The sequence below is a fragment of the Thioalkalivibrio sp. ALJ7 genome (assembly GCF_000376865.1).
GTDB lineage: Bacteria > Pseudomonadota > Gammaproteobacteria > Ectothiorhodospirales > Ectothiorhodospiraceae > Thioalkalivibrio.
This window is the reverse complement of sequence record NZ_AQXQ01000012.1, coordinates 185,992-204,482: the sequence shown is the minus strand read 5'-3', so window position 1 is coordinate 204,482 and position 18,491 is coordinate 185,992. Positions and strand designations below refer to the sequence as shown.

At 65.1% G+C, this 18,491-nt stretch carries 15 protein-coding genes; 11 read left to right on the top strand and 4 right to left on the bottom strand.

The features are described 5' to 3' along the window. Nucleotides 1–14 precede the first annotated feature (14 nt). Entirely contained in the window at nucleotides 15–1,751 is a 1,737-nt protein-coding gene (locus D002_RS0109590; protein WP_018141704.1) for a uracil-xanthine permease family protein, read from the bottom strand. Nucleotides 1,752–2,122: 371 nt separating this feature from the next. Between D002_RS0109590 and D002_RS0109585 the strand changes: the two genes are divergently transcribed. Continuing rightward, nucleotides 2,123–2,752, top strand: a complete 630-nt coding sequence (locus D002_RS0109585) for a class I SAM-dependent methyltransferase (protein WP_018141703.1) — start codon at nucleotides 2,123–2,125, stop codon at nucleotides 2,750–2,752. Between the two features lie 259 nt (nucleotides 2,753–3,011). Next, complete coding sequence (locus tag D002_RS0109580; protein ID WP_018141702.1) at nucleotides 3,012–3,224, top strand: YjfB family protein; 213 nt, start codon at nucleotides 3,012–3,014, stop codon at nucleotides 3,222–3,224. A 323-nt stretch (nucleotides 3,225–3,547) separates the two neighbouring features. Here D002_RS0109580 and D002_RS0109575 read toward each other — a convergent pair whose 3' ends face one another. Together D002_RS0109575 and D002_RS0109570 are read right to left on the bottom strand one after the other, a co-directional pair. Then, a complete protein-coding gene (locus tag D002_RS0109575) occupies nucleotides 3,548–4,189 on the bottom strand; it encodes a YceI family protein (RefSeq protein ID WP_018141701.1) in 642 nt (213 codons plus the stop codon). Continuing rightward, the gene (locus D002_RS0109570) at nucleotides 4,182–4,961 is read right to left on the bottom strand and encodes a CDP-alcohol phosphatidyltransferase family protein (protein ID WP_018141700.1); all 780 of its coding nucleotides are present in this window, start codon (nucleotides 4,959–4,961) and stop codon (nucleotides 4,182–4,184) included. The genes D002_RS0109575 and D002_RS0109570 overlap by 8 nt, the downstream gene beginning before the upstream one ends. Nucleotides 4,962–5,100: 139 nt before the next feature. On the opposite strand from D002_RS0109570, the gene D002_RS0109565 reads away from it, so the two are divergent. The 5 genes from D002_RS0109565 to D002_RS0109545 all read left to right on the top strand — a co-directional run bounded on the left by D002_RS0109565 (nucleotide 5,101) and on the right by D002_RS0109545 (nucleotide 9,195). Further along, entirely contained in the window at nucleotides 5,101–6,102 is a 1,002-nt protein-coding gene (locus tag D002_RS0109565; protein WP_018141699.1) for a zinc-binding alcohol dehydrogenase, read from the top strand. A gap of 45 nt (nucleotides 6,103–6,147) precedes the next feature. Beyond that, a complete protein-coding gene (locus D002_RS0109560; RefSeq protein ID WP_018141698.1) occupies nucleotides 6,148–6,546 on the top strand; it encodes a 6-carboxytetrahydropterin synthase in 399 nt (132 codons plus the stop codon). 5 nt (nucleotides 6,547–6,551) lie between these two features. Continuing rightward, complete coding sequence (locus D002_RS0109555; protein ID WP_018141697.1) at nucleotides 6,552–7,604, top strand: glycosyltransferase family 4 protein; 1,053 nt, start codon at nucleotides 6,552–6,554, stop codon at nucleotides 7,602–7,604. Continuing rightward, nucleotides 7,601–8,404: a hypothetical protein gene (locus D002_RS0109550; RefSeq protein ID WP_018141696.1), complete on the top strand. Its 804-nt coding sequence runs from the start codon at nucleotides 7,601–7,603 to the stop codon at nucleotides 8,402–8,404. Before D002_RS0109555 ends, D002_RS0109550 begins: the two co-directional genes overlap by 4 nt. 149 nt (nucleotides 8,405–8,553) lie before the next feature. Beyond that, nucleotides 8,554–9,195, top strand: a complete 642-nt coding sequence (locus D002_RS0109545; RefSeq protein ID WP_026181643.1) for a hypothetical protein — start codon at nucleotides 8,554–8,556, stop codon at nucleotides 9,193–9,195. Between the two features lie 117 nt (nucleotides 9,196–9,312). Here D002_RS0109545 and D002_RS0109540 read toward each other — a convergent pair whose 3' ends face one another. Next, nucleotides 9,313–10,668: a sigma-54-dependent Fis family transcriptional regulator gene (locus D002_RS0109540; protein WP_018141694.1), complete on the bottom strand. Its 1,356-nt coding sequence runs from the start codon at nucleotides 10,666–10,668 to the stop codon at nucleotides 9,313–9,315. Between the two features lie 441 nt (nucleotides 10,669–11,109). On the opposite strand from D002_RS0109540, the gene D002_RS0109535 reads away from it, so the two are divergent. The 4 genes from D002_RS0109535 to D002_RS0109520 all read left to right on the top strand — a co-directional run bounded on the left by D002_RS0109535 (nucleotide 11,110) and on the right by D002_RS0109520 (nucleotide 18,478). After that, complete coding sequence (locus D002_RS0109535; RefSeq protein WP_026181642.1) at nucleotides 11,110–12,303, top strand: efflux RND transporter periplasmic adaptor subunit; 1,194 nt, start codon at nucleotides 11,110–11,112, stop codon at nucleotides 12,301–12,303. Between the two features lie 126 nt (nucleotides 12,304–12,429). Continuing rightward, nucleotides 12,430–16,752, top strand: coding sequence for an efflux RND transporter permease subunit (locus tag D002_RS0109530; RefSeq protein WP_018141692.1), 4,323 nt, complete (start codon nucleotides 12,430–12,432; stop codon nucleotides 16,750–16,752). A gap of 31 nt (nucleotides 16,753–16,783) precedes the next feature. Continuing rightward, entirely contained in the window at nucleotides 16,784–17,464 is a 681-nt protein-coding gene (locus D002_RS0109525) for a sulfur globule family protein (RefSeq protein WP_018141691.1), read from the top strand. A gap of 597 nt (nucleotides 17,465–18,061) precedes the next feature. After that, nucleotides 18,062–18,478, top strand: coding sequence for a sulfur globule family protein (locus D002_RS0109520; RefSeq protein WP_018141690.1), 417 nt, complete (start codon nucleotides 18,062–18,064; stop codon nucleotides 18,476–18,478). The last annotated feature ends 13 nt before the right edge of the window (nucleotides 18,479–18,491 follow it).

Genomic DNA, 18,491 nt, shown 5'->3' with positions numbered 1-18,491 from the left:
GGCGTCGGGGGTGTTCAGCGCAGCGGGATGCTGAACGAGATGTAGTTGACCCCGGCCATGCGCATGTGGCGAACGTCCTGCGCCAGGCTGTTCAGCAGGTAAAGGCCCAGCTCGCGCAGCGATTGTTCGTCGCTGGCCGTCCACTGGCGTGCCTCGCGCAGTGCGGCCTCGTCGACCTCGGCCGCGGCGGTGCGATCGATCAATTCCACCGCCAGCGTCTCGCCCTCGCGTTCCAGACGTACATCGACCGGCCGGCTGCGTCCCGGCTCGCGGGCTGCCTGCTCGGACAGATGCATGAAGACCTCTTCCAGGGCGATCTGCAGTTTGACCGATTGCTTTTCCGGCAGGCTCAGGCTTTCGCCGAATTCCTGCGCCATGGCATGGACCTGTGGCAGGGAATCCGCCTCGGGCTCGAAGGTCGCGCGTCGATGCGGGCGAGGCCGCAGGTTGAAGATCATGCTGAGTGCCACCGCCACCGTGCCGCCGGTGGAGACGCCGTTATTCAGAAACGGGCTCAGCGCCTCCGGGATCAGGTGGTGGAAAAACAGTTCGTTCTGGAAGATGAAACCCGTCGAGAAGGCGACACCGATGATCAGGCCGCTCTGGTAGTTGAGGCCGTCCTGGGCGCACAGGCGTATCCCCGCGACGAACAACAGGGCCAGCAAAATGAGTAGGAACGCGCCGAAGACGGGGCCCGGCAGCGAGATCATCAGCATGTTGAGCTTGGGAATCAGCGCGATCAGCGCGAGAAAGGCGGCGAAGTAGTAGCCGACCCGGCGGGCGGCCATGCCGGTCAGTTCGATCGAGGAGACGCCAATGCCATAGGTCGTGTTGGGCAGTGTGCCCAGGCTGCCGGCGATCATGTTGCCCAGGCCGTCCGCATACAGCCCGCCGCGCACGCGGTCGTGGTCGATCTTGCGCGGGGTGCGGTAGGAGTTGCGCTGCGCGACCTGGGTATCGCCAATGGACTCTACCGCTCCGACCAGGGTCACGATCGCGAAGGTCAGAAGCAGCGTGAACCAGGTGGGTGAGAACTCGAAATAAAAGCCGGGCCATTCCAGCGGCGGCAGGCCAAACCAGGCGGCCTCGGTGACCTCCGAGAAATCCGTGACGCCGAAGATCATCGCGACCACGATGCCCGAGCCCAGTCCCATGATGGGCGCCCACAGCCGCAGCAGGCGGCCGCCGAAGACCGCAACGAGAATGGTGAACCCGAGGGTGAACAGGGCCACCACCAGCGCCCGCCAGGTCCCCTCGTAGTCTCCTTCACCCTGCATCATGTCGGCTGTGGTGGGGATCACGCCGAGCACCACCAGCATGATCACCACCCCACTGACCGTGGGCGTGATGATGCGGCGGAATAACCCGAGATAGCGCGCGAACAGAAATTGTACCGGGGCCGATAGCACGGCAAGTGTGCCGACCAGCGCCATGCCGCCGACCAGGGCGGCCTCGATGCCCACGGCCAGGTAGGCGGTCGAAGTCCCCATGAAGATCAGGTAGCCCGATCCGATCGGGCCGACGCGGCGGACCTGAATCAGTGTGGCAAGTGCGCTGCCGATCAGGGCGGCGAATACGGTCCACTGGGTCGCGGCCAGATCGAGACCGATGGCGCGGGCCAGGATCAGGGGGGCGATGATGATGGTCGGTGCGACCAACAACAGGCTCTGCAGCGCACTGATGGTGCATTTGACCGGAGGCGGGTGATCGTCCACCTCATAGAGGATCTTCGACTGGGAAGCTTCGGCCACGGTGCCCCTGTGCGCGGTTGGCGAAAGCGCGCAATCATAACAGCCACGTGCTGTCGGGAGCCCAGGACGTGTTGGTTGGGCGCTGCCCGTGAGTCGTTGGGGACGGACAACCAGGCAAAAAAAGACCCGGTTCAATGACCGGGTCGAAGATCGTCCAGACACCCGTGTGATGGAGGGTTGTGATCTGAACGGCGGGTCACCGGCTGCCGTTGCCACGAGCCGATGATTTCCGCAACTTGTATAAGTGGACAGGCGGTGTGGAAACAGGTTCCTGCCAGTGGCTGAAAGAGTGTGGTGGTGGTCACATTTTCAGATGAGCACGGCGATCCCGCCGAGGTTTATTTATTTTTCGGGTTCCTTGTGGAGGCGTGATGCGCGGTCTTGAACAGATCCCCTGGTTATACGACGCCCTGATGGCCAGTGCGGAGTGGCTGGGCTTTCGCCGCTGGCGGCGCCGCCTGGTTGCGGGCGCGACGGGCCGGGTGTTGGAGGTGGGTTGTGGGACGGGACGCGACTTGCCCCTGTATGACGACGCTTCCAGGGTGATCGGCATGGACCCCGACCTAGCGGCGTTGCGCCGCGCTCGCCAGCGGGCTCCGGGGGTGCCCCTGGTGGTTGCGCGGGCCGAGGCGCTTCCGTTTGCCGACAATGCCTTCGATACCGTGGTTTCCGGGCTGGTGTTCTGCAGCGTGCAGGATCCGCCGCGGGCCCTGGGCGAAGTGCGCCGGGTGCTGGAAACCGGCGGCCAGCTGCGAATGCTGGAGCATGTGCGTCACGCGCGGCCAGTCTTCGCCTACCTGCAGGATCGTGTGCAGCCGGCCTGGACCTGTGTGACCGGGGGCTGTCATCCGAATCGCGATACCGAGGCCGAGGTGGAACAGGCCGGGTTCTGCATCGAGCCGGACGATCGCGTGTCGCGCGGTGTGATGCGACGCTTTGCGGCGCGGGTCTGTGATGCAGCAGAGAGGCCTCGGGGCGCTGAAGGTCAAGGGCGTGATTGACCACGATGCGCACGAAGGGCACGAAGAAGGGCCAGGGCGGATTGCACTAAGGAGGACACAGAGCAGGAAATGTGGATTTGGAGGGGTCGTGGGAGTTTTGATCGGCGTGTGCAGCGTTTTGTGAAGGCAATCCGGGCAAAGTGAAAAAAGTTTTGTTCGAGGGCTCAAGTCTTGTCGGTAGAAGCCGTCAGCGGGGACAGGCCCGTTTGCGCGTTGAACGTCCACGGGCCTGAACATTCAGCGTTCGAGGAGTACCGTGATGGATGCAAGCGCGATTGCCGCAATGGCCACGCAGAACAGCCAGCAGCAGCTGGCGATGCAAAAGGATGTGGCCGTTCAGAAGAAGGCGATGGAATCGCAGGAAATGGCCGCCCAGTCCCTGCTGCAGGCGATGCCCGACATCGGCGAGATGCAGGCCGCCACACAGGGTCTGCCGGAAAACGTGGGTACCAACATCAACACCACGGCCTGATGTCCACAGCCTTTAGCCCCACAAGGCCCCGGCGCGCGAACGCACCGGGGCCTTTTCGTTTCCCGCCGCCCACAGCGGCCGTGGAAAACCCCTACCCATGTCACCCCAGCTCTCCGCGCCGCTATGGCCCGGATGACGACGGAGTCGCGATGCGCTCAGGATGGCACGTACCGGGCCCTGTCCCAGGCCATTCCATCAAGAGCCTTCACGCCCTTCCATCTTCCGGTGACCCGCCCCTTCCTTCCTCTGTGTCCTCCGTGCTCTCTGTGGTAACAAGCCCTTTGACCTTCTTCGTGCCTTCGTGCGCTTCGTGGTGAATCCTGCTATTGCCGCTGGGCCTCGAACTCGATGATCAGTTCAACCTCGTCCCCCACGATGTCGCGGGTCAGCCCGTAGGTCATGCCGAAGTCCGAGCGATTGAAGCTGCCGCGCATGGAGGCGCCCAGCACGTAGGGACGTCCAAACAGCCCGCCGAGCGGGAACGGGTAGCGCCCGACCTTGTTGATGGTCACGTCGAGATGGATGGTGCGGGTCTCGCCCAGCAGCTCCAGGCCACCACTCAGGCGCCCGGTGTTTTCCCCGGTGGGCTCGTAGCGGGTGGCGGTAAAGCGCATCTCCGGGTACTCCTCCACGTTCAGGAAGTCCTCGTTACGCAGGTGATCGTCGCGTTCCTCGTGGTTGGTGAACACACTGTCGGTCTGGATGACGAAATAGCCGTCGCCCAACTCGCCGGATTCCGGGTCGAACTGGAACTCGCCCTCGGCCTCCAGGAACATCCCCATGACCTTGGCGTAGCCGGCGTGATCGACCAGGAAGCCGACCGCGAAATGGTCGGGGTCGATCACCCAGCGATCGGCGTTGGCTTGGGCGGCGGTGCCCGACAAGGCGAGGGCGCCTGCGAGCAGAAAGGCCAGAAACGCCTGGTGCAGGTAAATGGTGGGGCGGGTGTAGCGGGCGTCAGTCATGACACACCTCCGGTCGGTGGCGATAAAGCCAGTGGATATCCACGGCAAAGGAAAGACTCAGGGCCAGCAGTCCGGCCAGGGCGATGGTGATTGCGGCGAACGCGGGCAGGCCGGGTATCAGCACCAGCAGCAGGACGACGGTCTGTACTACGCAGACGGTCTGGCGCCGCCGGCTGGGCGGCAGGTCGCCGGCCAGCCAGGCCCAGGGGCACGCGGCGAGCATGAAGGCATAGCGCATCAGCCCGATCAGGATCACCCAGGGGCCGACTACGGTCATCTGCCAGGTCAGCACCGACAGGGCGAGGATCATGGCCGCGTCCAGCTCCATGTCGAACCGGGCACCAAAGGCGGTCGTGTTGCCGGTGCTTCGAGCGATGGCACCGTCGACACCGTCCAGCAACAGCGCCAGGCCCGCAAGGCCGATCACCCAGAACGCCAGCAGCGGCTCGCCGGTGCCGGGGGCTACGAATGCCAGTGAGCCCAGCGGGGCAGTGAACGCAGCGCGCAACAGGGTGACTCGGTTGGCCGGACCGGGACCGCGGTGTCCGGGGGCGAGGGCCTCGGGGCGCGTCGTGATAACAAGTGCTGCGCCCAATGCGGCCCAGATCGCGGCATAGCCGATGAGTAGCAAGGCTCCCAGCCCGGCGTGCAGCATCAGCGCCACCGTGACGCCGATGCCGATCAGGCCCGACAGCAGCCAGTCGCCGCCCCAGACACGGGTTGCCCGCAGGACCTCTGGAGGTTGGCACGATTTGGCGGAGGAGGACTCCATGTTGCGATTGTAGCCTTCTGGTGTTGGCATCTCGGGTTTGCGACCGCGCCGCCCGGCTAGAGTTGCCGCCGATTGTGCGCTTCGCCCACACTGCGCGGATGATGATCTCGCTCTGTCCCGCCACGCTGGAGCGTTTCCGGTGAGCCGGCCCGATGCCGAACAGGCCTTCTGGGTCACGGGTCCAGGTCGTGGCGAACTGCGTTCGGAGCCGCTCGCGGAACCGAGGGATGGCGAGTTGCGGGTGCGCACCCACTTCTCGGCGATTAGCCGCGGGACTGAGTCTTTGGTGTTCCGCGGTCGCGTGCCCGAGAGCCAGTATCAGGCGATGCGGGCACCCTTCCAGGCGGGTGATTTCCCCTGGCCGGTGAAGTACGGCTATATCAGCGTAGGCGAGGTCGAGGCGGGGGGCGCGCCGGATCGGGTACCTGGGCAGCGGGTCTTCTGCCTGCATCCGCATCAAAGTACCTATGTCGTTCCGGTCACGGCGGCCGTTCCGATCCCGGAGTCGGTCCCCTCGGAACGCGCGGTGCTCGCGGCGAACATGGAGACCGCGATCAATGCGGTCTGGGATGCCCAGCCGGGCCCCGGGGACCGGATCGCGGTGGTCGGAGCCGGGGTGGTGGGTCTCTTGGCCGCGTGGCTTCTCCGTTCGATTCCCGGAACCGAAGTGGTGGTCATCGACCCGAATCCCGAGCGTGAGGCCGTGGCGGGTGCGCTTGGGCTCGCATGGGTCACGCCCGAAGCGGCCGCTGTCGAGCCGGCCCGGCAAGACCTGGATATCGTGCTGCATGCCAGCGGCCATCCGGACGGGCTCGTCCAGGCCCTGGCCCTGGCCGGGGTCGAGGCACGCGTGGTGGAGATGAGCTGGTATGGCGATCAGCAGGTACCCGCGCCACTGGGGGAAGCCTTCCACTCGCGCCGCCTCACCCTGCGCAGTGCGCAGGTGGGTCGCATCCCGCCGGAACGCGCCCCGCGTTGGGACTATCGCCGCCGCCTGACGCTGGCCCTCTCGCTGTTATCGGACCCGGCCCTGGATGCCCTGATCACCGGGGACGATGCGTTTACCGATCTGCCCGAGGTGATGGCCCGCGTCTCTGGTCCTGAGGCCGCGCGTACACTGTGCCATCGCATCCGTTACTGACGTCCGTCGCTCCACCCCTTCCACAGCAACCCTCAAGGACACCCGATGTACAGCCTGAATGTTCGCGACCACTTCATGATTGCCCACAGCTTTCAGGGCGAGACCTTCGGCCCGGCGCAGAAGCTGCACGGCGCGACCTATGTCGTCGATGTGACCTTCCGCCGCCAGGCCCTGGACGCCGACGGGCTGGTGGTGGATATCGGCCGCGCCAGCGAGGTGGTCAAGGCGATCCTGGCCGACCTGAACTACCAGAACCTGGACGAGCGCGATGAATTCCGCGGCCAGAACACGACCACCGAGTTCTTGGCCCACGAACTGCACCAGCGGGTGTCGCGGTCTATTCATGCCGGTGAGCTGGGCGATTCGGCCCGTGATCTGGACGCCGTGTGCGTGACCCTCAATGAGTCGCATGTCGCCTGGGCCAGCTACGATGCGGCCCCGTAGTCGCGATGCGCGAACTGTTCCTGGTAGTGCCGGGTTCGCTGGAGCAACGCACCGGCGGGTATCGCTACGATGCGCGTATGGTCGCGGGCCTGCGGAACCGCGGCTGGGTGGTGCAGGTTTGCGAGCTCGATGGCGATTTTCCGGGCCCCAACGCCGCCGCCGAACGGGTGCTGGAGGCCGCGCTGGCGGGAATTCTCGACGGTCGTACAGTCCTGTTGGATGGCCTGGCTGCAGGGGGCTTCCCGGACGTTCTGGCCCGTCATGCATCGCGCCTGCGCCTGATCTATCTGTTGCATCACCCTTTAGGGTTGGAGACCGGGCTGGAACCTGCGCGGGCGGCGGAGCTGATCGAGAGCGAGCGCCGGGCGGTGCAGGAGGTCCTCGGGGTTGTGGCCACCAGCACCTTTACCGCCGGACAGTTGGTGGACTGGGGTGTTTCAGCTGAGCGGCGGCGAGCGGTGCCGCCCGGGGTGGAGTCACGGCCGCCGGCCAAGGGCCCCGACCCGGACGAACCCCCGCGGATCCTTTGCGTCGGCTCCGTCGTGCCCCGCAAGGGTCAGCTGGAACTGGTGCAGGCACTCGCCCAGCTACAGGCGGACGACTGGCGCGCGGTCCTGGTGGGGTCGCGCAGCCGCGATCCGGGTTATGTACAACGCGTGGAGGATGCGGTCCTCGGGGCCGGGTTGGGAGATCGTATCGAGTGGGGCGGCGAGTGCGACGATGCCACGCTGGATGGATGGTATGAGCGGGCCTCGCTATTTGTGCTGGCCAGCGCCTACGAAGGTTTTGGGATCGCCTATACCGAGGCCATGGCGCGTGGTCTCCCGGTGATCGGTACCCACGGTGGAGCCATCCCGACGACCGTGCCGGAGCAAGCCGGCGTGCTGGTGCCACCGGGCGATGTCCAGGCCCTGGCCGCGGCTATCTCGCAGTTGCTGGCAGACCCGGATGCCCGGTGCCGTATGGGCCAGGCCGGCCGCGCATCGATGGCCGCCTGTCCGGACTGGCAGCAGGCGGTAGCGAGTCTGGAGCAGGCATTGCTCGGCTGGCGACCATGACGGAATCCTTCGATCGCGACTGGCTGGATCTGCGCGAACCGGCCGATCACGCCGCCCGTCCGCAGGCCTTGGTGGCGGACCTGTGTGAGGTGTTTGCCGGGCAGCGTCTGGACGCGCCACTGAGGATCACGGACCTCGGCAGCGGCACCGGCTCGAACTTACGCTATCTGGCCCTGAGGCTCGCAAATGTCCAGCACTGGCGCCTGCTGGATCATGATGCGGCATTGCTCGAACGGGCACAGGCGCCGCGCCCCGATGTGGTGGTCGAAACCTGCACGGTCGATTTTGGGGACAAGCCAGCGCGGATGCTGGATGGCACCGAAGCGTTGGTAACCGGTTCGGCGCTGCTGGACCTGGTATCGGAGGCGTGGCTCAGGCCATTACTCGAGTCCTGTGTCCAGCAGGGCGCCGCGGTGCTTTTTGCCCTTAGCTACGACGGCCGTATCCGCTGGTCGAAAACTGACCCGCTGGATGAAGAAGTCGAACAGCTAGTGAATCGGCATCAGCAATCCGACAAGGGGTTTGGCCGTGCCCTGGGACCTGCGGCGGCGACCTGCTGTGCGGTACGGCTCGAGGCCCTTGGGTACCGGGTTCGTCAGTGTGCGAGTGACTGGCACGTTGGTTCGACCCAGGCGTCACTCGGTCGTGCCTTGATTGAGGGCTGGGTGGTGGCCGCCACGGAGATGGCCCCGAAACGCGCGCAGGCCCTGCGCGAGTGGGGCGCAAGGCGCACGGTCGCGCTGACCGCCGGGGATGTCGAGCTGACCGTCGGGCACCAGGATGTGTTGGGGTATCCGTGAAGCTGTAATTGCATTGGCGCTTCGCAAGAGCGACGAATCGGTGCACGATAGCATTCGAGGATGAAGGCAAAGGAGGCGACGGGCCACGGTAAGGGATGTACCGGTGGTAGCTCTGGGGCCGGTCGCAGAACCAACAAAAAGGGGGAGTCATGGCACAGTCAGATAGCCGGCAGAGAAGCTTTGTGAGTCGTTACTGGATCTTGATCGTCATCGTGCTCTGGCTGGTCGCGTGGTCCGCGCGCGATCTCCTGCAACCCGGTGTCGATGAGGCGCCGCAGGAAGAGCAGGCCGATGCGGCGGCGGTTAAGGACGAGACCCCGGAGACGGCTGAGGGTCGCTTGTCGGAAGGTGATATGGACCCAATGACCGGCGAGGCCTACGAGCGTGATGACGAGACTGGAATGCACCGCGCGACCCCAGACTCGCAGGAGCCGGCCGACGCTCGTGCGCCCGAAGAACGGTCGAGCGAAGAACAGGTCGCGGGGCAGGTGCAGGAGGCGCTTGATGCCGGGCGGACCACGTACTGGCGTGATGGGCCGGGGGCCGCCGTGGAGGTCCTGCGCAAGGCGCTGGACGAGATCGATGCGACCTCGGCGCAACAGGCGGATCTCTACGGCGAACTGGGGAATGCCCTGTACGCCACGGGTGACGCCGAGGGTGCGATGCAGGCCTGGGATAGCGCTCTGGGGCTGCTGCCGTCGAGTGAACGGCGCAGGATGATCGAGCGCCTGACGCCGTTGTATGAACGTCATCATGCCGAGGGCGCGGGGCATCTGCGGCAGTACCGCTAGGACGCCACGGTTACGGTCCGGTCGAGCGGTATGAGGCGGGTCGTGTGAAGCCGCACAACAAAGGCCCCGGAGGTGAGTAACCTCCGGGGCCTTTGTCTTGGTGGGACGTAGGCTGCGCTACACCAGCTGGAAGCGATGCAGCTTGCGCCACAGCGTGGTGCGGTCCATTCCAAGAGCCCGTGCGGTTTGCGAGCGGTTGCCGGCGTTCTCGATCAGTGCCTGCCGCAGACGCCGGGCCTCGGGGTGCTCGCCAGGCGACCCATTAGTACCCGAGTCATGCCCGTTGGGCTCCCCCGACTGGATATGGTCAGCGGCCTCGGTATCCACCCGGATTGGCTGGGGCAGAGGGAAGTCGTCTACCTGGCCATTGCGAGCATGAAGCGTCAGGCATTCGAAGACGTTCTCCAGCTCACGGAAGTTACCCGGCCAGGGATGGTCCTGAAGGCGTTGTTTCAGGTGCGGGGCAATGCGGATGCCATGGCGCACCTCATAGCTTTGCAGCGTGGCGGAGAGATCCCGAGGACGCTCGCGCAGTGGCGGGATCTCGACCGTCGCGACCGCAAGCCGATAGAACAGGTCGGCCCGGAATTCACCGGCCTCCACACGGCTGCGCAGATCCTGGTTGGAGGCCGCAAGCACCCGGACATCGACCTGCCGGGTGGTGTTCTCCCCGACACGCTCGAAGGCACCATCCTGCACCGCGCGCAGCAGTTTGGCCTGCAGGCGCTGGCTCATCTCGCCAATCTCGTCCAGAAACAGCGTGCCGCCGTCGGCCGATTCGAAACGCCCCACGCGATCGCTAACCGCGCCGGAGAAGGCTCCTCGCGTGTGGCCGAAGAGTTCGGATTCGAGGAGTTCTTCGGGGATTGCGGCGCAGTTGATCTCGACAAACGGGGCACTGGCCCGCCGGCTGGACTGGTGGATGGCCCGTGCCAGGCGGGTCTTGCCGGTGCCGGACTCGCCCAGAAGCATCACGCGGACTTCGCTGGTGGCGACGCGCCGGGCGAACTGCAGCGTGGTCCTGCAGGGGGCATCGTGGGAATGGAAGTGGCTGTCGTCGAGGCCGTCGCGTCCATCTTCGCTGATGGTCTCCACCGCGGCAATGCGACGGCGCTGTGGCTGCAGGGTGATCAGGCGCAGGCCCCGGTCGTCGTCTTTCAGACGCAGCGGTTGGCTGATGACCTCCAGTGGCAGCGTTTCGTCCTCCAGCTCCGCCATCAGCGAAAAGTGCAGGGCGTGTCGGGTGTTGCCGGCATCGGCGTCGTCTTCGCCGGCCGCGATCGCGGCCTCGCGCAGGTGCTCCGCCAGGTTCAGCGGCCCGAGTCGCGCCAGGGTGAGGTGGGTTTCCGGGGGGATCTGCAGGGTTTGGTGTAAGGCCGGGTTGGCAAACAGGACGCGGCCCTGGGTGTCGCTGATGAGGTGTGGGTCCCGACTGTGTCGGATGCAGATCTCGGCCAGCTCGGTCGTGGTCATCCTGCCTCCTCGTGGTGATCTGGAGGGCAGCGAAGGCGGTGTGGTGTTGCAACGCCGCGCTCATCTGCAACACCTCGGAATTGCCCGTTTCGCCAACCCTTGTCTTGGTTATAGCGCGAAACGGGGGTGTTGCAACAGTCATCTATTAAATATCAGTACATCACAATTAAATGATTGAAAAATAAGAATGTCACAATACTGGCATATACGTTGCTTGTAGTTCGGCATGAGTTCTTCTACAAATGGGGTAATGAATACCCATCTCGGTTGTCACCCGGCATCTGTCCCCTGCCGAAAGGGTTTCAGCGCCGTACACCCCGGTCCCGGGATGTGTGCGGTCCGGTCGCTGCTGGCGGGTTCGTCCCGTCTCGCGCAGCGACCCGAATGTATGTGTGGGATCACCTCTCTCATCGCGGCTTTCGACGCGAGGTGCTGACGATCATGGTTAAGCGATTCTCTCGACTCTTCCTGAGTGCCTTGCTCACCCTGCCGCTGATCAGTCTGGGTTCAGGGGGGGTGGGGATGGCCCATGCCTCCGGGCCCGTCCTCACGGTGGAGCCGGACAAGGCCGCGACCCGCACCGTAAGCGGGACCGTGGTGCCCTACCGCGAGGTGACCCTGACCGCCCAGTCTGCCGGGCGGGTGGTGCAGGTAGCTGGCGCCGAGGGTGATCGCTTCGAGCAAGACTCGGTGCTGGTCTCGATCAGTGATGACCGGTTGCGGGCTCAGCGCCAGGCCGCCCAGGCCGAGATGCGCACTACCGAGGCTGCGATTCGCGAGGCGCAGATGCAGTACGGCCGCGAGGTGGTCTCACCGCAGTCGCGGAGCATTGGCCAAATGCCGGGCATGGGGATTCCGTCGATGTTCGACCAGATGTTCACCCAGCCGGCGGGACAGATGATGGGCATGGGCGACCCCGCACTGGACCGGCGTACGGACCTCTATTCCCGCTACATCGGCGTGGACCAGGCCCAGGCGCGTTGGGAGCAGGCGCGCGCCCGGGTGGCTGAACTCGATGCCGCGATCCGCGATACCCGCTCCGAGGCCCCGTTCGACGGGCTGGTGATGCACAAGCATGTGGAAGAGGGCGATACGGTCCAGCCGGGCCAGCCCCTGTTGACCTTCGGTCATGTCGAATACCTCCGCGTCGAGGCCCAGGTGCCGGTGAGGCTGGTCGCCGGCCTGCAGGAAGACGACTACGTGCACGTGCGCCTGGATACCGGTGATGAGGTTGAGGCCCGGGTTGCCCAGATCTTTCCGCTGGCCGATCCGCAACGTCATACCGTGACGGTCAAGTTTGATCTACCCCAGGGTGTGCGAGGCGGTCCGGGTATGCATGCGGCCGTACATCTGCCGCAGGGCGAGGCCTCGGGCAACCGGGTGGTGATTCCGCGCTCGGCCTTGATCCCCGGTGGGGCGCTGCCACGCGTGGCCGTGCTCGACGGCGAGGGCCACGTGCGTGTGCGCATGGTCCGTCTGGGCGGGTCTCGCGGAGATCAGGTGGTGGTGACCTCCGGTCTGGAGCCCGGGATGCAGATCCTGGCGCGGCCAGGTGCAGGTGTGCGCTCCGGGCAACCGGTCGGGAGCCGAGCGCCGGATTCGGGGGGTAGCGCCGACCCCTGGAGTCGCATGTAGGACATCACACCCGGCGGTGCGCCGGGGATAAAGGCCCCGGCCACGCCCCTGGCAGGCGAGCCGGTGCTCCACGCCGGAAACCCGGCGTTTGGGACGCCAGACTAACAACAGGACTGTTCAAGCTCGATGGCCGAAGACGACAGACAATCCAATACCGGTTTCCGGGAGAAGCACGGCGATCCTGGCATCGCCGGGCGTATGGCGGCGGCCTTCATCCACTCGCCGCTGTCGCCGTTGCTGCTCCTTGCCAGTATCGCGATTGGCATCCTTGGGCTGATGGTCACTCCGCGCCAGGAGGACCCGCAGATCTCTGTGCCCATGGTGGACATCATGGTGTCCTATCCGGGTGTTCCCTCGGAGCAGGTGGCCAGTCTTGCCGCGCGACCACTGGAGCGCTTGATGAGCGAGCTCTCCGGGGTGGACAACGTCTACTCCGTGTCGCATCGCGGCGAGGCGATGGTGACCGTGCAGTTCGACGTCGGCGAGGAGATGGAGTCCTCCATAGTCAAGGTGCACGACAAGCTGTTCGCCAATCGTGACTTGATGCCACCGGGCGTCAGCGAGCCCCTGGTCAAGGCCAAGGGCGCCGACGACGTGCCGGTGGTCAACCTGACGTTCTGGTCGCATGAGGTGGACGATGCCCTTCTCCGGCAGATCGCACTTGATGCTCAGCAGCAACTGAACGAGGTCCCGGATACCAACCAGAGCTTCGTGGTCAGCGGGCGCGAGGAGCGCCTTCGCATTGAAGTGTTGCCCGAACGGCTCGCGGGGTATGACGTCAGCCTGGATCAGATCGCCCAGGCCGTGCAGTCCGCAAATGTCGAGGGGTCTGCCGGGCGCATCGAAAGCGATGGACTGAGTACCGCTGTGTACACCGGGCGCTTCTTCACCGGGGCGACGGACCTCGAGCAGCTATTGATTTCCGTCAGTGACGGGCAACCGGTCTATCTGCGCGATGTGGCCGAGGTCACCTATGGCCCGGGCGAGCTGGAACGCTTCGTGCGGCATTATTCCGGTCCCGCGGCCGTCGATGCGGACGCAGCGCCGGAGGGTGCGGCGGCGGTCACGTTGGCCATCGCCAAGAAGCCCGGCAGTAACGGCGTGACGGTTGCGAACGACATTCTCGATCGGCTGGAACGCCTGAAAGGGAGCGTCATCCCGGATAACGTCGAGGTAGCGGTTTCACGGGACTATGGCAAGACCGCCAACGAGAAGGTCAACGAGTTGATCTTCAAGCTGTTCATCGCCACCTTCGCGGTGACCATCCTGGTTGGACTGTTCCTGGGGATTCGCGCCGCGCTGGTGGTGCTCATCGTGATCCCGGTGGTGATCCTGTTCACGGTGTTCAGTGCCTGGGTGCTGGGCTATACCATTGATCGCGTCAGCTTGTTCGCGTTGATCTTCTCCATCGGCATTCTGGTCGACGACGCCATCGTGGTGGTCGAGAACATCTACCGACGCTGGTTAATGAAGCGCGGTATTGATACCGAGACCTCGGTGGATGCGGTGCGCGAGGTCGGTAACCCGACCATCCTCGCCACGTTTACGGTCATCGCAGCCCTGCTGCCGATGGGCTTTGTCTCCGGGATGATGGGTCCGTACATGCAGCCGATTCCGGTGCTCGGGTCGGTCGCCATGTTGTTCTCGCTGGTCGCGGCCTTCGTGTTCACCCCGTGGCTGACCCAGCGCCTGCGCCCGAGCATGGCGTATCTGGAAAAGGCCACGGACAAGGAGCACCGTCAGGCCGAGAAGCTCGGCCGTTTTTACCGCACGGTGATCCCGGGGCTGGCGGACAACAAGGTTCGGGGCTACGCCTTTCTGATCGGAGTCATCGTCGTCTTCTTCCTGACGGCCAGCCTGTTCATGACGACCGATGTCCGCGTGAAGATGTTGCCGCTGGACAACAAGCCCGAATTTCAGGTGATGGTGAATTTCCCCGAAGGCACGGCCCTGACCGAGACCGCGACCCTGAGCCATGACATGGCCAGCGTCCTGCGCGAGATGGACGAGGTCGTGGGGCTGCAGTCCTATGTCGGCACCGCTTCGCCGTTCAATTTCAACGGCCTGGTGCGCCACTACTACCTGCGCGACAAGCCCTGGCAGGGCGATATCCAGGTGCAGCTGGTGGACAAGGGTGACCGCCGCCGAACCTCGCACGAGATTGCTACCGAGGCGCGCAAGCTGCTCACACCGATGGCGCAGGCTGCTGGTGCCCGCATTCAGGTGGTCGAGATGCCGCCGGGCCCGCCGGTTCTGCAATCGGTGGTCGCCGAGGTATACGGCCCCGATGCCCAGACCCGACGGGCTGTGGCTCGCGACCTTGAGGGCATGTTCGCCGGTGCTGAGCACGTGGCGGATGTGGACAGCTTCCTGCAAGCGCCGCACGAGGTCTGGCATTTCGACGTGGATCGCGACAAGGCCCTGCGGCGCGGTGTGACTGTAGAGACCATTAACCGCACCCTCGAGACTGCGATTGGCGGGCAGATCCTGGGTGACGTGAAGGCGCAATCCCTGGTCGAACCGCATCTGATCGAGATGCGCCTGCCAATGGCTACGCGCAATGACGTCCGGCAGCTGGAGATGCTGCCGGTGTTCACCCAACAGGGCGGATCGATCCCTCTGGCCGAATTGGGCGAATTTGTCCAGCGCCCGCAGGACGAGCCGATTTATCACAAGAATCTGCGGCCGGTGGAATATGTGACCGGCGAGGTGGTCGGTCGCCTGGCCGCACCGGTGTACGGTCAGCTCGAAATCCAGGAGCAGCTGGCGGATTACCGCTTGCCGGATGGAAGCCAGGTGCAACCCCATTGGCTGGGGCCGCCGCCCAATGATGGCTCCACTGCGTTCGAGTGGGGCGGCGAGTGGACGGTGACCTACGAGACCTTCCGCGACATGGGCATCGCCTTCGCCATCGCATTGATCCTGATCTACATGCTGGTGGTCTGGGAGTTCGGGAACTTCGTGTTGCCGGGCATCATCATGGCGCCCATCCCGCTGACCCTGATCGGCATCATTCCCGGCCACTGGCTGATGAACGCCGAGTTCACCGCGACCTCGATGATCGGCTTCATAGCCCTTGCGGGGATTATTGTCAGGAACTCGATCCTGCTGGTGGACTTCGGTCGCCAGGCGGTGGACGAGGGCCATGACGTACGCGACGCGATGATCATGGCCTGCCAGGCCCGCACCCGTCCGATCATTATCACCGCGCTGGCCCTGCTGGCCGGCTCCAGCGTGATCCTGTTTGACCCCATCTTCCAGGGCATGGCTATCTCGCTGATGTTCGGGACGGTGGTGGCCACGCTGCTGACCCTGGTGGTGATCCCGCTGGGCTGCATCTCCGGACGTCGTGCCTTCTGCCCGACCAGCCTGGATGAAAACGGCGAGGCGGCAGTGGGATGTGCGCCAGGTAATGGCAACGGTAACGGTAACGGCCATGGAGGTGCGGGCATGGCGGCCGCATCCGGCCCGGGCGCTGCAACCGAAGGCAAGGACATTTTCGGCCCCCGTGAAGGCGGCCCAGTGACTCAGGCCGTGCAATATGGCGGCTTGTACCTGAAATGCCTGGCCCTGGCCTTCCTGGAGGGACTGCGCGACCTGGCCCTGGCGGTGTGGCGCCTAATCCGTTCGTTTATCGAGCGTCGGCGCAACCGAGATGGCGGCGGCCCGCCCCCGGCCGGTCCGACGTCCACCGGAGGCCCAAGCAGTCCGGCCGGTGGTGGCAATGGTTCGCCACCCGCGGCGGGATCGGGCTCCGGCTCCGATGTGGTGGCGACCGAGCGCTCGGCAGACCCAGCACCGAAGCAGGATCCGAAACCGGCATCGCCACGTGACGCCAGCGCTGAATCCGCGAGTTCGGCCTCCGCCCAGAACCGCGCTTCGGCCCCGGCGGCTGCGGAGAGTAGTGGTGTCCGCACCGCCACCTCCGCCCCCAAACCGAAACCAAACCGTGAGTCTGGGAAGGCGCCCGCAAAGGCGAAGACGGCGACCCGGAAGAGCCCCCCCAAAAAAACGGCCGCTGCGACGAAATCGGACGCTGGCCACACGGGCTCCGGAACAGGTACCGCCTCTAGCGCTCCACCCAAGGCTACGGGTCAGGACAAGCCCTCGACTGCGAAAAAGCCCGCGGGTCGCTCCTCCGGGGCGACCGCCAGGAAGACGAGCGCTACCAACACCAAGGCGGCGGGCAAGGATGCGAGTCCGAAGTCTACGACTTCCGGTAGTGGTTCGCGGCGCGCAGCCGGCTCCAAGAGCGCGACCCAAACGAGTGCCGGGGCAGTGAACAAGCGCACTTCCACAGCATCCAACAAGAAGACCGGCGGAACCACCAAGCCCGCCACCACGAGCAGCAAGACCGACCGCAAGGACAGCGGTAGTTCCCCCAAGAGGGGAGGAAAGTCGGGGACGCCCGGCAAGGGCCGCGCCCGGCGCGGTATTCGACTTAAATGAACATGCAAGCAAGACCTCAAGGAGGTTCGTAATGAAGAAGCGATTCAATACACGAGCGATCGGTACGACGCTGGCGAGTGCCGCTGTGGTCTCGGTTCTGGCGTTGGGTGTGGCCCAGGCCGATGAACAGCAGGCTCAGGGTTACGGCCAGGGTCCGGCGATGGGCCAGCAGGGTCCGGTGCCGGGTCCGTACGGGCATGGCCCGTATGGCCAGCAGGGTATGGGTGCGCATCCCGGTGGCGGGATGATGCAGCAGCGCGAAGGCTCCGGTGACTTTAGTTTCGGCATGTCCGGGCGCGGCCATGGGCAAGGCTATGGTCGTGGCCACGGTGATGGGTACGGCCAGGGTTATGGCCGCGGTCATCAGGGCTATGGCCCCGGTCCCCAGCAGGGTGGTTTCGGTCATCCGGGGATGATGCAGCCGGGCTACGGCATGCAGCAGCGCCCGGGACCGGGTTACGGCCAGATGCCGGCGTTTGATCCGGACAACCTGCCGGAAGACATGCCGGAAGAGATGCGTGAGCGCATCAAGGCCCAGCACGCCGAGCGCCAGGAGCGCATGGAAGAGATGGAAGCCATGCGTGAGGCGCGACAGAAAGCCATGGAGGCCGGGCGCAAGGCGTACGAGGAAGAGATGGAGCGCCAGCGTGAGCAGCGCATGGAGATGATGCAGGAGCGTCGTGAGTCCATGCAGGAAGGTGGTGATTACTGATCCTGGATCGGTAATTGATTCCCGGCCGACGCGGTTGTCGGCCGGCGTGGAAACCAGATGGAGGCGGTTCGCCATGCAAGGCAGGCAGTGCGGTCAACAGGAACACCAGCGGCGCAGGATCGCCCCGATTTTCGGGGTTGTGCTGGCTGCTGGCTGCCTCTTGCCGACCGCCGACCTGATGGCGAGTGATCGCCAGAACCCCTGGGCCTCCGCAGCGCCGGAGGTTCAACGCTCGGCGCCGGAACGCTCGCATGGGCGTTTTCCCGACCGTGATTACGACCCGTCCCGACGGGCGGAATCACGCGAGGCGCCGACCGGGGGTTACCCGCCCGGCTTTGGCCCTGGGGCCTATGGGCCTTACGGGTCTCAGGGCGGGATGGGCTCTGTGCCTTTCCACGCCCCCGGCGGGATGCCGGGGGGTTATCCATACGGGTATCCGGGCCAATCCGGTTACCCGGGAATGGGCGGGCCGTTCTCGGCCTTCCCCTGGGGAATGGGCGGTTTTCCGTTTCCCTGACGGTTAAGCGTGCATTCGAGAAGCCCTCCCCGCGTGCACGCATTCAATTTGAGGGCATGACTCCTTCAGGAGGTAGCACCATGAATAAGTTCGTTAAAGCAGCAGTTCTCGCCGTTTCCCTGGGTGGCCTGGCCGCCCCGATGATGGCCTCTGGCCAGTGGGGCGGTCCCGGTTACGGTGGTCCTGGCTACTATGGCCCGGGTTACGGCTACGGCCCGAGCATGCCGTTCTTTGGCGGCCCCGGTTACGGCCGTGGTCACGGCATGGGCGACATGATGAGCGACATGATGGGCGGCGGTGATTTTGACTTCTCCGCCCGCGGTCGCGGCCATGGCCACGGCTATGGCCATGGCTATGGTGACGGCTACGGTCGCGGCTATGGCCACGGTTATGGCCATCCGGGTTACGGCTATGGTCCGGGTTACGGCTATGGTCCGCAGCAGGGCTGGGGCCCGCAGGGTCAGATGCCGCAGCAGCAACAGGGTCAGGGCAACTAAGTCCAAAACCCGT

Coding starts and splice junctions, on each gene's coding strand:
- D002_RS0109585 (WP_018141703.1), top strand. CDS start 2,123: ATGCGCGGTCTTGAACAGATCCCCTGGTTATACGACGCCCTGATGGCC.
- D002_RS0109580 (WP_018141702.1), top strand. CDS start 3,012: ATGGATGCAAGCGCGATTGCCGCAATGGCCACGCAGAACAGCCAGCAG.
- D002_RS0109575 (WP_018141701.1), bottom strand. CDS start 4,189: ATGACTGACGCCCGCTACACCCGCCCCACCATTTACCTGCACCAGGCG.
- D002_RS0109570 (WP_018141700.1), bottom strand. CDS start 4,961: ATGGAGTCCTCCTCCGCCAAATCGTGCCAACCTCCAGAGGTCCTGCGG.
- D002_RS0109560 (WP_018141698.1), top strand. CDS start 6,148: ATGTACAGCCTGAATGTTCGCGACCACTTCATGATTGCCCACAGCTTT.
- D002_RS0109555 (WP_018141697.1), top strand. CDS start 6,552: ATGCGCGAACTGTTCCTGGTAGTGCCGGGTTCGCTGGAGCAACGCACC.
- D002_RS0109550 (WP_018141696.1), top strand. CDS start 7,601: ATGACGGAATCCTTCGATCGCGACTGGCTGGATCTGCGCGAACCGGCC.
- D002_RS0109545 (WP_026181643.1), top strand. CDS start 8,554: ATGGCACAGTCAGATAGCCGGCAGAGAAGCTTTGTGAGTCGTTACTGG.
- D002_RS0109540 (WP_018141694.1), bottom strand. CDS start 10,668: ATGACCACGACCGAGCTGGCCGAGATCTGCATCCGACACAGTCGGGAC.
- D002_RS0109535 (WP_026181642.1), top strand. CDS start 11,110: ATGGTTAAGCGATTCTCTCGACTCTTCCTGAGTGCCTTGCTCACCCTG.
- D002_RS0109530 (WP_018141692.1), top strand. CDS start 12,430: ATGGCCGAAGACGACAGACAATCCAATACCGGTTTCCGGGAGAAGCAC.
- D002_RS0109525 (WP_018141691.1), top strand. CDS start 16,784: ATGAAGAAGCGATTCAATACACGAGCGATCGGTACGACGCTGGCGAGT.
- D002_RS0109520 (WP_018141690.1), top strand. CDS start 18,062: ATGAATAAGTTCGTTAAAGCAGCAGTTCTCGCCGTTTCCCTGGGTGGC.